14 protein-coding genes and 1 tRNA gene are annotated in these 11,450 nt (G+C 68.3%); 9 read left to right on the top strand and 6 right to left on the bottom strand.

Features of this window, described 5'->3' with window-relative positions; translation table 11 throughout:
* Window positions 1-313 precede the first annotated feature (313 nt).
* Entirely contained in the window at window positions 314-1,942 is a 1,629-nt protein-coding gene (gene groL, locus EII35_RS11715; protein WP_125228649.1) for a chaperonin GroEL, read from the bottom strand.
* Window positions 1,943-2,186: 244 nt separating this feature from the next.
* On the opposite strand from groL, the gene EII35_RS11710 reads away from it, so the two are divergent.
* A complete protein-coding gene (locus tag EII35_RS11710) occupies window positions 2,187-2,531 on the top strand; it encodes a hypothetical protein (RefSeq protein ID WP_125228648.1) in 345 nt (114 codons plus the stop codon).
* A gap of 17 nt (window positions 2,532-2,548) precedes the next feature.
* Window positions 2,549-3,040, top strand: coding sequence for a hypothetical protein (locus tag EII35_RS11705; RefSeq protein WP_185744300.1), 492 nt, complete (start codon window positions 2,549-2,551; stop codon window positions 3,038-3,040).
* Here EII35_RS11705 and EII35_RS11700 read toward each other — a convergent pair.
* Entirely contained in the window at window positions 2,999-3,454 is a 456-nt protein-coding gene (locus tag EII35_RS11700; protein WP_221739737.1) for a YchJ family protein, read from the bottom strand. The genes EII35_RS11705 and EII35_RS11700 overlap by 42 nt on opposite strands.
* A complete protein-coding gene (locus tag EII35_RS11695) occupies window positions 3,451-3,717 on the bottom strand; it encodes a DUF3263 domain-containing protein (RefSeq protein ID WP_125228647.1) in 267 nt (88 codons plus the stop codon). The genes EII35_RS11700 and EII35_RS11695 overlap by 4 nt, the downstream gene beginning before the upstream one ends.
* A 210-nt stretch (window positions 3,718-3,927) precedes the next feature.
* On the opposite strand from EII35_RS11695, the gene manA reads away from it, so the two are divergent.
* The 3 genes from manA (at window position 3,928) to EII35_RS11680 (ending at window position 5,868) form a co-directional block, all read left to right on the top strand.
* Window positions 3,928-5,106 carry a mannose-6-phosphate isomerase, class I gene (gene manA, locus EII35_RS11690; protein WP_125228646.1) on the top strand — a complete coding sequence of 393 codons (1,179 nt, stop codon included), beginning with the start codon at window positions 3,928-3,930 and terminating at the stop codon, window positions 5,104-5,106.
* Between the two features lie 17 nt (window positions 5,107-5,123).
* Window positions 5,124-5,199, top strand: a tRNA-Thr gene (locus tag EII35_RS11685).
* Window positions 5,200-5,253: 54 nt separating this feature from the next.
* Window positions 5,254-5,868 carry a class I SAM-dependent methyltransferase gene (locus EII35_RS11680; RefSeq protein ID WP_125228645.1) on the top strand — a complete coding sequence of 205 codons (615 nt, stop codon included), beginning with the start codon at window positions 5,254-5,256 and terminating at the stop codon, window positions 5,866-5,868.
* On the opposite strand, the gene EII35_RS11675 is transcribed toward EII35_RS11680, so the two are convergent.
* Window positions 5,853-6,812, bottom strand: a complete 960-nt coding sequence (locus tag EII35_RS11675) for a restriction endonuclease (RefSeq protein WP_185744299.1) — start codon at window positions 6,810-6,812, stop codon at window positions 5,853-5,855. The two genes, EII35_RS11680 and EII35_RS11675, sit on opposite strands and share 16 nt — an antisense overlap.
* Before the next feature lie 78 nt (window positions 6,813-6,890).
* The gene (locus tag EII35_RS11670) at window positions 6,891-7,475 is read right to left on the bottom strand and encodes a TIGR03086 family metal-binding protein (RefSeq protein ID WP_125228643.1); all 585 of its coding nucleotides are present in this window, start codon (window positions 7,473-7,475) and stop codon (window positions 6,891-6,893) included.
* A gap of 71 nt (window positions 7,476-7,546) precedes the next feature.
* Between EII35_RS11670 and EII35_RS11665 the strand changes: the two genes are divergently transcribed.
* Entirely contained in the window at window positions 7,547-8,425 is an 879-nt protein-coding gene (locus EII35_RS11665; protein ID WP_125228642.1) for a helix-turn-helix domain-containing protein, read from the top strand.
* Here EII35_RS11665 and EII35_RS11660 read toward each other — a convergent pair.
* Window positions 8,394-9,110, bottom strand: coding sequence for a DedA family protein (locus EII35_RS11660; protein WP_260465114.1), 717 nt, complete (start codon window positions 9,108-9,110; stop codon window positions 8,394-8,396). The genes EII35_RS11665 and EII35_RS11660 overlap by 32 nt on opposite strands.
* Before the next feature lie 154 nt (window positions 9,111-9,264).
* Here EII35_RS11660 and EII35_RS11655 point away from each other — a divergent pair, with 154 nt between their 5' ends.
* From EII35_RS11655 to EII35_RS11645, 3 genes are all read left to right on the top strand, one after another.
* Window positions 9,265-10,362, top strand: a complete 1,098-nt coding sequence (locus EII35_RS11655) for an ABC transporter ATP-binding protein (RefSeq protein WP_125228641.1) — start codon at window positions 9,265-9,267, stop codon at window positions 10,360-10,362.
* Between the two features lie 130 nt (window positions 10,363-10,492).
* The gene (locus tag EII35_RS11650) at window positions 10,493-11,020 is read left to right on the top strand and encodes a Panacea domain-containing protein (RefSeq protein ID WP_125228640.1); all 528 of its coding nucleotides are present in this window, start codon (window positions 10,493-10,495) and stop codon (window positions 11,018-11,020) included.
* On the top strand, window positions 11,017-11,436 hold the full coding sequence (locus EII35_RS11645; protein ID WP_260465113.1) for a type II toxin-antitoxin system death-on-curing family toxin: 420 nt from the start codon (window positions 11,017-11,019) through the stop codon (window positions 11,434-11,436). The genes EII35_RS11650 and EII35_RS11645 overlap by 4 nt, the downstream gene beginning before the upstream one ends.
* Window positions 11,437-11,450: the final 14 nt, after the last annotated feature.

The raw sequence follows: 11,450 nt of genomic DNA, 5'->3' as shown, positions 1-11,450 counted from the left end.
GTTGCTCATTTTGGCTCCAGCGCCGTCCTCTCCACCGCTGGTCGAGCAGGGTCCGGAGCCTGCGGAGGACCCGTGTCGAGACCTCCGTGGGGCTTCCGTTCAACTCGAGTTCCTGCACCGTGTGTCAGCGGTCTCGACACGGACGGCGCGCTGGCGCGCGCGGTCCGGCTCGACCAGCGGAGAAGAAGGTCGTGAATAATGCCTTGAACTTGAGAACCAGGGCGACGAAACACACGAACGGCAGGAAGGGGACCAGCAACGACGACGGGGTGGCCCGGAGAACCGGAGCCACCCCGTCGCGAACGGATGCGGATCAGAAGCCGCCCATGCCGCCCATCTCGTCCATGCCGGGGGCGCCAGCCGCGGGAGCCTTCTCAGGCTTGTCCGCGATGACGGCCTCGGTGGTGAGGAACAGGGCCGCGATGGAGGCCGCGTTCTGCAGCGCGGAACGGGTCACCTTGGCCGGATCGATGATCCCAGCGTCGACCATGTTGACGTACTCGCCGGTCGCGGCGTTGAGGCCGTGCCCCTTCTCGAGCCCGGCGACCTTCTCCGCCACGACGCCGCCCTCGAGACCGGCGTTGAGTGCGATCTGACGCAGCGGGGCCTGGGCAGCGGCCAGCACGATGGCGGCACCGACCTGCTCGTCGTCGGAGAGCCCCTCGATCTTCGCGGCCTTCGCGGCCTGAAGCAGCGCGACACCACCACCGGGGACGATGCCCTCCTCGACGGCGGCCTTGGCGTTGCGCACGGCATCCTCGATGCGGTGCTTGCGCTCCTTGAGCTCCACCTCGGTGGCGGCACCGACCTTGATGACGGCCACACCGCCCGCGAGCTTGGCGAGGCGCTCCTGCAGCTTCTCACGGTCGTACTCGGAGTCGGAGTTCTCGATCTCCTTGCGGATCTGCGCGACGCGACCCTCGATCTGGGCCTGCTCGCCACCGCCGTCGACGATGGTGCACTCGTCCTTGGTCACGATGACCTGGCGGGCGGTGCCCAGCAGGTCGAGGGTGACGCCGTCGAGGGACAGACCGACCTCCTCGGAGACGACCTGGCCGCCGGTGAGGATCGCGATGTCGGCGAGCATGGCCTTGCGGCGGTCACCGAAGCCCGGGGCCTTGACGGCGATGGACTTGAAGGTGCCGCGGATCTTGTTGACGATCAGACCGGCGAGGGCCTCGCCCTCGACGTCCTCGGCCACGACCAGCAGCGGCTTGCCGGACTGCATGACCTTCTCCAGCACCGGCAGGAGGTCCTTGAGCGAGGAGATCTTGGAGTTGACGATGAGCACGTAGGCGTCGTCGAGGGTGGCCTCCATCCGCTCCGCGTCGGTGACGAAGTACGGGGAGATGTAGCCCTTGTCGAAGCGCATGCCCTCGGTGAGCTCGAGGTCCAGCCCGAAGGTGTTGGACTCCTCGACAGTGATGACGCCCTCCTTGCCGACCTTGTCCATCGCCTCGGCGATGATCTCGCCGACGGTGGGGTCAGCGGCGGAGATGGACGCGGTGGCCGCGATCTGCTCCTTGGTCTCGACGTCGATGGCCATGGCCGACAGCTCGGCGGCGATGGCCTCGACGGCGGTCTCGATGCCCTTCTTGATGGCGATGGGGTTGCCGCCCGCGGTCACGTTGCGCAGGCCCTCACGGACCATCGCCTGGGCCACGACGGTGGCGGTGGTGGTGCCGTCGCCGGCGACGTCGTCGGTCTTCTTGGCGACCTCCTTGACCAGCTCGGCGCCGATCTTCTCGTAGGGGTCGTCCAGCTCGATCTCCTTGGCGATGGAGACGCCGTCGTTGGTGATGGTGGGGGCGCCCCACTTCTTCTCGAGCACGACGTTGCGCCCCTTGGGGCCGAGGGTGACCTTCACCGCGTCGGCGAGGGTGTTCATGCCCCGTTCGAGGCCGCGGCGGGCCTCTTCGTTGAATTCAATGAGCTTTGCCATGGTGTTTCGGGAGTCCTCCCGTCCAGCCGGGGACGGGCCCCGGAGTCCTGTTCACAGTTCGGGTGGAAGGCACGGTGCCCGCGACGGACGGCCCGAGGGACCTCACCAGTCTTCCGCTGGCACTCACATGGGGCGAGTGCCAGCACCCAAGTTAGCACTCACAGCAAGGAGTGCCAACACCCCGCGTCAACGAACCGCAGATCGGCAACGTGTCACGCAACCGGACGAGCAGTACCATCCGATCATGACGAGGCGGCACACCCCCGCGGAGAAGAAGGCACGGGATCGGCGGTCCCGGGTGGATTCGTGGGGCGAGAACCAGAAGTCGTCACGACGCAACATCCCGCTGAAGCGACGTCGTCTGGAGAAGGCCTACCGTCATCGCGTGGCCGCCGAGCTGCGTCGTGGTGAGGACGGCGAGCCCGGGAGCATTCGACGGGAACCCATGGGGAAGTGGCCCGGGGAGACCCTCGCCGATGCGATCGACAGGAAGCTGGAACGTCGCTCCCGCGACGCCGATGCACCCCGCCGCAGCACCGCGGCCCGGGCCCGACGCGCGGCCCGACGTCGTCACCGGTCGAGGCACTGACCAAGAGGAGTGAACCCATGATCTGGTTGCGCAACGCGGCGAACCTGGTGAACCTCAGCACCCCGCTGGGGTTGGTCATCGCGGCCCTGACCCGCGGCAGGCTGCGGGTCCGTGACGGCCTCATCTGGGCCGAGCACGCCCACGTCCCCCTGCCCGCCGGGGCGATCACCATCGGCTCGGTGGTGCTCATCCCCCGCCAGGGCCTCGACGATCTGGTCGCCGCCAATCCCGCGGTGGTGGGGCACGAGTCGGAGCACGCCTGGCAGTACGCCTACTGCCTCGGGCTGCCCTTCATCCCCGCCTACCTCGCGACGATGGCGTGGTCGTGGCTCAGAACCGGGGATCGCGCGGCCGCGAACCATTTCGAGGTGCAGGCTGGGCTGACCGAGGGCGGCTACCGCAGCCTCCCCACGCGGCCACTGCGTGACGGACTGCGGGAACTGCGGACCATCCTCAGTCGGGAAGCCTCACGAGCGCGTGTCGCATTCCGGCGAGTTCCTCGTCGATGATCGCCTGGATCCTCGCAACACCTCCAGGGCCGAGGACTGGTCATGGGTGCCCTCCAGGTAGTACCAGCGCTGATCCACCTGGATGAAACAGCTGACCTCCTCGAGAACCCTGGCCTCACCGTCCTCCTCGTAGTGGGCCACGAAACCAACCGTCCCGACCTGGTCCCAGGCCCGACCGTCCACCCGGTCCTTGATCACCAGCCCGGTCCACCGCGCCCCGCCGAACTCGATCCGGTCCGGGCGGGTCCCCGGGTACCAGCTGGAACGCAGGTAGGCCTCGTCGCAGAGCACGAAGGCCGTGTACCGGGACCGCATGAGGGCGACGGCGGTCGCGGCCGGGCGCGAGCCGTCGAGGATGGGGCCGCAGCACGTGTCGAAGGGGCGACCCGTGTCGCAGTGGCAGGGATTGCTCACGCGTGGAGGCGGCGCGCGGACCGGGCGGCCTGGCGCTGGGCTCGCTGGCGGCGCAACCGCTTGACGAGCAGGGGCTTGTAGCCGAGGGCTGCAGGATCGTCGAGGAGATCGTTGAGGCGCTGGTAGTAGCGGGTGGCGGAGCAGCCGAACCGCTCCATGATCGCCTGTTCCTTCGGGACGTCCAGGGTGAACCACCGTTCCTCGAAGTCCAGCATGGCTGCGTCGCGCTCGTCGAGGGGTGTGGTCATGGCGGCCTGGGTCATGTGACCAGCCTACGCCACGATCCGCCCGGAGAATCACAGCAGTGTGATTCGGGTTCACAAGGCCCTACCGATTCGGCGGGTCAGCCGACTTGAGAAGCCCCCGGGTTCCGGGTTGACTGGAGGCAGGGATCACGCCACACGGGGATCGTCACGAGGATCGTCACAGCTGGTTTTCCGGCGGGATCTCCCAGACGCCACGGAGGGAACCAGATGCTTGAACTCTGCGGAGTGCGCCAGAGCTACGACTGGGGCACGACCGACGCGATCGCCCATCTGCTGGGCCTGGAGAGTGATGGAAACCCCTGGGCCGAGCAGTGGTTCGGCGCCCATCCGTTCGGGGACTCCCCCACCCCCGACGGCCTGAGCCTGGGCGAGCACCTCGCCCAGCATCCCGAGTACCTCGGTTCGGCCTGCCGGGAATCCTTCGGCAACCGGCTGCCCTTCCTCGTCAAGCTGCTGTCGGCGCGGACCCCTCTCAGCCTGCAGGCTCATCCGTCGAGGCAGCAGGCCTGCGCCGGCCATGCCAGGGAGTCGCTGCTGGGGGTGCCGCTGACCAGCGCGGAACGATCCTTCAAGGACGACTGGCCCAAGCCGGAGACCATCGTCGCCCTGACCCCGTTCGAGGCCCTCGTCGGTTTCCGTGACCCACGTCGCACCGCTGACCTGTTCGAGGCGTTGGGGGTGGGGGATGTGCTGGCCTCCCTCATCCGTCCGCTCCGGGAACGCGACGGCGCCCCCGCACTGCAGGAGGTGTTCCTGGAGGTGCTGAGCCTGGGAGAACGCCGCCACGTCGTCGACGAGGTGCTCGCGAAGGCCGTGAGCCACCTCGACGCCCCGGGCGAGCTCGGGGTCTTCGCCCGCACCGCCGTCGAGATCGACGAATCCCACCCCTCGGATCCGGGGATCCTCGCGGCGCTCCTGCTCAACCATTTCTCCCTCGAGCCGGGACAGTCGCTGACCCTGTCCCCCGGCATCATGCACAGCTACCTGCGGGGCACCTGCGTCGAGGTCATGGCGAACTCGGACAACGTCCTGCGGGGTGGCCTCACCACCAAGCACATCGACGTGGACGCCCTGCTGCAGGTGGTGAGCTTCGCGCCGGTCCCCATCGAGGTCGACATCGCGCACGGCTCGGACGGCACCTACGTCTACCCGTCGCGGTTCGAGGAGTTCGAGCTGTGGCTGCTGCAGCCGACCTCGGATCGCCAGCTCCCGGTCCCTCGCGACGACTCCGCCCGGGTCGGCCTGGTCACCTCCGGCGAGTTCCGGTTGAGCGGCGATGACAGCACCTCGGTGCTGCGCCCGGGAGGGGCCGCGTTCATCCCTGCCCACGAGTCGGTCCTGGCGACGGGGCACGGCCAGATGTTCGTCGCGGCCTCCGGCGTGTAGGGTGTCGGGCAGCGCCTGCCTCCGTAGCTCAGCGGCCAGAGCGCTCGCCTTGTAAGCGAGTGGTCGAGGGTTCGACTCCCTCCGGGGGCTCCAACCACGCCCCACCCCGTTCGACAGGGACGGGGCATCACGGCACAATGACGGGTCATGACGCCTGAGCCGAGCCAGTGGGCCCGCATGATCGCGGCCGATCCGGACCATTCCCACCGCTACATCCAGCGATTCAAGAACATGGAGGCCGCCGGGCACGACCTGTACGGGGAGGCCCGGCTCATCGACGCGATGACCGCCAGGGGTTCACGTATCCTCGACGCCGGGTGCGGCCCGGGCCGTCACTGCGGTTGGCTGCACGAGCGGGGTCACCAGGTGGTGGGGGTCGACCTCGACCCGGTGCTCATCGAGGCCGCCGAGCAGGATCATCCCGGCCCGACCTATGTCGTCGGCGATCTCGCCGAGCTGGACCTGTCCGCCCACGGCATCACCGAGGGCTTCGACCTCATCTTCAGCGCCGGCAACGTGATGGGCTTCCTCGCCCCCTCGACCCGCGTCGAGGTGCTGCGACGTCTGGGCACGCACCTCGCCGCCGAGGGGCGCCTCGTCATCGGCTACGGGGCGGGCCGCGGCTACGAGTTCGAGGACTTCTTCACCGACGCGGGCACGGCAGGACTGCGGGTGGACCAGGCCTTCTCCACCTGGGATCTGCGTCCCTTCACACCTGACAGCGGCTTCCTGGTGGCCGTGCTGACTCACGCCGCGGCGTAACGCCCCCGGATGTCGGCGGGGATGTTCGCCAGGTGATCCTCCCGGGTCAACTGCGCGTCCTTCGTCGTGGGGGTGGGGGTAGGCGGGTGGCTGCCGTACACCCGGTTGCACAGCGCGGTCAGGGCGGTGCCGTCGACCAGGTCGATGCCCACCTGCCGCGCGTAGGCGACGGCCTCGCGGGTGAAGATCGCCGTGGTGACGAGGACCAGATGGTCCGCCCGTTCCACCGCGTTGGCGCCGTACAGCTTTTGCAGCACAGGCCTGCCGACGGGATGGGACAGACCGAAGCACTTGCACTCGACGAGGGTTCGCTCGCCCCGTCGGACCATGCTCAGGTCGAAACCGCCGTCGGCGACGGGAGGGGTCACCTCGACCTCGTAGCCCAGACGTCGGTAGAGCTCGGCGCAGAACTGCTCGAACTGCGTCGGATCGTCGGCGAAGCGACGGTGCAGTCCGCCGCTGGTGGCCTGCACCCATTCCCACTGGGCCCGCTCCCCCAGCCGGTGCATCTTCGTCGCCTCCTCACTGGACAGGGCGATGCTGTGCCCGTGCTCCCGCAGCGCCACGACGAAGTCGTAGAAGCGGAACACGGAGCGTGAGGTGAGCCGCCAACGTCCCAACTCCAACACCGAGACGCCCTCGATGACCTCGTTGTTGCGGTAGCGGCGATTCCTGGTGCCGTCCTTGCGCGCCATCCTCCAGCACGGATAGCTCAACACGAACGACCCACCACGTCGGGTTCCCTTGACCGGGCGGGCCCTGACCCCTCGGGGCAGCCGGACCCCGAGGTCGGCCCCGGCACGGCGCCTGCGGGACGCCGACCTGAGGGCAACGACGCATTGGAGCAGCAGGAGTGCGGCCACGAGGGCAGCCACGAGCCACAGCACTGGTATGAGGAGCCCACCGAACTCTCCGACGACGGCCCCCACGACTTCGTCAACCATGTCCATCCCCCATCAGACAGGGGCAGCATAACCAGTTGTCAGCCGTTCGGCCGGGAACACGCCCGCGGGTCGCATCTTTCAGTGACGCCGCCACCCCGGGTCGCGACCGGTGAATCCGAGGAACCGGTCGAGCTGCGGGGCCTCCGCGGCGACGGGCACCTCGGGACCGAACCAGTCCCCGCCCCGGGATTCAGGGGTCACCATCGTCTGGAGGAACTCCCGGGATCGCCGGAGCGCCTCATCGTCCGGGGTCCATGACTGCCCCGTCGCGACGGCGAGATCCCAACCGTGGGCCAGGTACTCGCCGAGGATCAACGCCAACGCCATCTCGCCGGGCATGCCCACCCCACCGACGACGAGGGGACGCTCGGCCGCTCCGCCACGCACCGCCTCCAGCAGGGTGGCGGAGGCCCGTCGGATCCGTGCGGCGGCCTCGTCGGGTTGCACCCGCACCTCGGCGGCGTCCCCGGCCGGGGCCACGCCGTCGGGACTGGCGTAGCCGGTGGCGAAGCTCTCCAACCAGCCGACGACGTGCCCCAGCAGCGCGGCGACATCGAAGTCGGCGCAGGGGGTGGGGCCCGTCAGCTGGTCGGGGGTGATGCTCGCGGCGACCGCAGCCAACGCGTCGAGGACCTGAGGGAGTCGTTCCAGGGTGTCCGTCATGGTCCCAGCCTTCCCGTTCGGCAGGGCGGTGTCTTGAACAAACGCGACGGGTACGGGATCGTGGCGAGGTGATGACGGATGCGATCACCCAGGACAGCCGGGGCATCCTCGACCCGGGTCGGATGCGGCAGCGCGTCGACTTCGTCCGGTACGAGCCGCCCCCGGAAATGGTCGGCCTGGTCCAGTGGTTCTGGGCGGTCGCCTGGCACCTCGACGACGGGGAGGAGTTCACCCAGCCCGTCCTGTCCCACCCCTGCGCGAACCTGAGCGTGGGACCCCGATCGTCGCGGGGCCTGGACGACGACACCGTCGAGGCGACCGTGGTGGGGGTGGCCACCCGGGTGGATCACCGTCGCCTGCGTGGCCGGGGGTGGAACGTGGCGGCGAAGTTGGAGCCGGGGACGTTCGGGGCTTTCCTCGACGTGGACGCCGCGACCCTGACCGATCGAATCCGGCCGATGAGGGCGGTCCTGCCGGTCGATGAGGCGGAACTCGTCGGGGCGATGGTCGCTGCCCCGGACGACCGGGCCCGGGCGTCGCTGCTGGGCGAGGTGCTGGCGACGACACTGCGGCGGGCCGATCCGGTTCGGGTCGCGGCGGCCCGGGAGTGCGGCCGTGTCGCGGCCAGGATCCAGCAGGACCGATCGGTGCGGAGTGTGACGGACCTGGCGGATGCCGTCGGGACCTCCCCTCGCTCCCTCCAGCGGATGTTCCGGCAACACGCGGGGGTGACTCCGCTGTGGATGATCCGTCGTTACCGCCTCATCGACGCCGCAGAGGCGGCGCGCGCCGGGAGTCCCACGTCGTGGGGCGACCTCGCCGCCGAGTTGGGCTACGCCGACCAGGCGCATCTGTCCCGCGAGTTCTCGGCCACCATCGGGATGAGCCCGACCCGCTACGCGACCTCCGTGACGGCGCTCAGCCCTTCTTCTCCTCCTTGCGCTTCATGATGCCGAGCACGACCACGACGATGAGAGCGATGGCGATGTAGTTGGCCACCCGGGTGTAGGCCTCGAGCAGTGCCTCGAACGGCTCACCGAACTGCCAGCCCAGCAGGAAGTAGATGGAGAGCCACAGGGTGCTCGCGATGAAGTCGTAGATGAGGAATCGTCTGAGGCTGAGTCCGGTGGCGCCTGCGAGGACGAACACCACCTGCATGATCGGCAGCGGGATCGGGACGTAGGCGATGACGAAGCCGAGGGGGCCGAGGGCCCGCGCCCATCGTTCGGCGACGGCGTAGCTCTTGGCGGCCCGTTTGCTCTGGCCGGACCAGACCTCGATCATCCCCCGTCCCCAGAGCTTGCCCGCCCACCAGAAGATCCAGTCCAGCTTGATGCTGGTGATCCAGGCGATCACGAGCACGATGGGCCAGTGGGCCATCCGCCCCTGGGAGGCGAGGGCGCCGCTGGCGGCCACCCCGGACCTGCTGCCCGCGACCATCGCCAGCACGTCGGGGCCATGTGCCAACAGCCACACCCTCAGTGGCAGCATGATGAGGCCGTACACCGTCGCCACGCCGAACCAGCTGAGGCAGGCGATGTCCGCCTTGCCCGGCTTGTGCTTCCAGGGCATGCCCTCGGCCTCCCACCACTCGGTGGTGTCGGCCTTCTCGCTCCGATCCTTGTCCTCGGTCACCTCGCCGATGGTACGCGACCACGACGGCGCCGCCGATCATTCTCAGGGGGGTGCTCCCGGACCGATTGGCCAACTGTTAACCTTGGCAATCGGAAGAACCCTTCCACCACTACGGATCGTCGGGCACGTACCTGCCCGTGGAAAGGAATGTGGCATGGCCACCGTCAGCTACCGCGAAGCCTCGCGCGTCTACCCCGGTTCCGACCGTGCAGCGGTCAACAAGCTCAACCTCGAGATCGCCGACGGCGAGTTCATGGTTCTCGTCGGCCCGTCGGGTTGCGGCAAGTCCACCTCGCTGCGCATGCTCGCCGGCCTCGAGGAGGTCAACTCCGGCAACATCTTCATCGGCGACCGTGACGTCACCGACCTTCCCCCGAAGGACCGCGACATCGCGATGGTCTTCCAGAACTACGCTCTGTACCCCCACATGACTGTGGCGGACAACATGGGCTTCGCCCTGAAGATGCAGAACGTGCCGAAGGCCGAGCGCGACCAGCGCGTCAAGGAGGCCGCCCACCTTCTCGGCCTGGAGGACTTCCTGTCCCGCAAGCCGAAGGCCCTCTCGGGCGGTCAGCGTCAGCGTGTGGCCATGGGCCGCGCCATCGTGCGTCAGCCGCAGGTCTTCCTCATGGATGAGCCGCTGTCGAACCTCGACGCGAAGCTCCGTGTCTCCACCCGCACCCAGATCGCCGCTCTGCAGCGTCGTCTCGGCGTCACCACCGTCTACGTCACGCACGACCAGGTCGAGGCCATGACGATGGGTGACCGCGTCGCGGTGATGAAGGACGGCATCCTGCAGCAGGTCGACACCCCGCTGGCCCTGTACGACACCCCGAAGAACCTCTTCGTGGCCGGCTTCATCGGCTCCCCCGCCATGAACCTCATGGAGGGCACCGTCGTCGACGGTGGCGTCAAGATCGGTGACTACGTCGTGCCGGTCGCCCGCGAGGTCCTGGACCGCGCTCCCGGCGAGACCACCCTCACCGTCGGCATCCGCCCCGAGGCCCTGCACGTCGCGACCGACGGCAACGGCATCGGCCTGGATGTGGCCGTGGTCGAGGAGCTCGGCGCCGACTCCTACCTGTACGGCACGCTGGCCGGGCTGGCCGAGGACGAGCTCGTCGGCGCCCAGCAGATCGTCGCCCGCATCGCGGCCCGCCAGTCGCCCGCCAAGGGTGACGTCGTCCGCCTCGCGGCCGATCCGTCGTCGGTGCACGTGTTCAGCAACGAGACCCAGGAGCGCATCTCCTGATCGACGCCACGAGGGGGCTTCCGCAGCTGCTGCGGGAGCCCCCTTTCCTGTGCGGTGCTTCTCCCCGTCGCACCTGTGACATACCATGGACCCAACATTGGATGTGGCCACATGAAGGAGGTGGGCAAGCATGACCACGGCGTTGGACGTCCTCAAGTACATCAACGAGAAGCACCGCCCACTGGGTGAGGTGCAGTACCAGAAGTGGCTGTACTACGTGCAGGCCTGGTCGCTGGCCTGGGATGGGGTCCCCATGTTCGATGACCGGATCGAGGCCTGGACCATGGGCCCTGTCGTGCCCGCTGTGCGTTTGTGCGGCCGCGTCAACGGACCTTCCGACCTGAGCGCTGAGCAGCGCGCGAGGATCGATGCCGTCGTCGATCATTACCGCGCATGGACAGGAAATGAGTTGATCGACATGACACATCGCGAGTCTCCGTGGCTCGAGGCCCGCGGTGACCTGCCCGAGAGCGCGCGATGCACCGCCGAGGTGACCCACGAGTCGATGCTCCGGGAGTTCACCGCGCAGTCCCTGCGAGGGGAGGGCCCCAAGAAGCCGCCTCTGTCTCACCGGGAGCCGGACTCTGAGACAGTGCTTGAGTTGGCCGCCAGGGCCAGCCGACGGTGGAGCCACACCTTGGCTCTCCTGGCCGAGTGACGGTCGTCATCAGCGTTGATCTCTGTCTTCAGATCCACGAGACGGAGATCAACGCTGGATCCTTGCGGGACAGGGGTCTGCTGGAGGCAGCCGTGGCCGCACCTTTCGCCGGTTTCGGGAACCAAGAAGCCTTCCCGACGCTGATCGAGAAGGCGGCACGACTGGCCTACGGGATCGCCGAGGCTCAAGCCTTCAATGACGGGAACAAGCGGCTGGCCTGGCTCAGCACCGTGGTGTTCCTCGAACTGAACGGGGTTGAACTCGACGTGGACCAGTCCGAGGCGGCTCGAGCGATCCGTGCTCTGGGCTCTCGGGGTGGCACACGGCGAGAGGACGAACATGCTGTCTCACTGACATTGGAAGAGTTCACCCAATGGCTCGGTCGGTGCGTGGGTTTCAACGGCGGCTCACCGTGATGACGAGACTGCCC

The organism is Arachnia propionica, assembly GCF_003932785.1.
GTDB classification, from domain to species: domain Bacteria; phylum Actinomycetota; class Actinomycetes; order Propionibacteriales; family Propionibacteriaceae; genus Arachnia; species Arachnia propionica_B.
The sequence above is the reverse complement of the archived record's forward strand: the minus strand, read 5'-3'. Positions and strand labels throughout refer to the sequence as shown.

Bases quoted from the DNA above. Each gene is read 5' to 3' on its own strand.
- groL (WP_125228649.1), bottom strand. From the start codon at position 1,942: ATGGCAAAGCTCATTGAATTCAACGAAGAGGCCCGCCGCGGCCTCGAA.
- EII35_RS11710 (WP_125228648.1), top strand. From the start codon at position 2,187: ATGACGAGGCGGCACACCCCCGCGGAGAAGAAGGCACGGGATCGGCGG.
- EII35_RS11705 (WP_185744300.1), top strand. From the start codon at position 2,549: ATGATCTGGTTGCGCAACGCGGCGAACCTGGTGAACCTCAGCACCCCG.
- EII35_RS11695 (WP_125228647.1), bottom strand. From the start codon at position 3,717: ATGACCCAGGCCGCCATGACCACACCCCTCGACGAGCGCGACGCAGCC.
- manA (WP_125228646.1), top strand. From the start codon at position 3,928: ATGCTTGAACTCTGCGGAGTGCGCCAGAGCTACGACTGGGGCACGACC.
- EII35_RS11680 (WP_125228645.1), top strand. From the start codon at position 5,254: ATGACGCCTGAGCCGAGCCAGTGGGCCCGCATGATCGCGGCCGATCCG.
- EII35_RS11675 (WP_185744299.1), bottom strand. From the start codon at position 6,812: ATGGTTGACGAAGTCGTGGGGGCCGTCGTCGGAGAGTTCGGTGGGCTC.
- EII35_RS11670 (WP_125228643.1), bottom strand. From the start codon at position 7,475: ATGACGGACACCCTGGAACGACTCCCTCAGGTCCTCGACGCGTTGGCT.
- EII35_RS11665 (WP_125228642.1), top strand. From the start codon at position 7,547: ATGACGGATGCGATCACCCAGGACAGCCGGGGCATCCTCGACCCGGGT.
- EII35_RS11655 (WP_125228641.1), top strand. From the start codon at position 9,265: ATGGCCACCGTCAGCTACCGCGAAGCCTCGCGCGTCTACCCCGGTTCC.
- EII35_RS11650 (WP_125228640.1), top strand. From the start codon at position 10,493: ATGACCACGGCGTTGGACGTCCTCAAGTACATCAACGAGAAGCACCGC.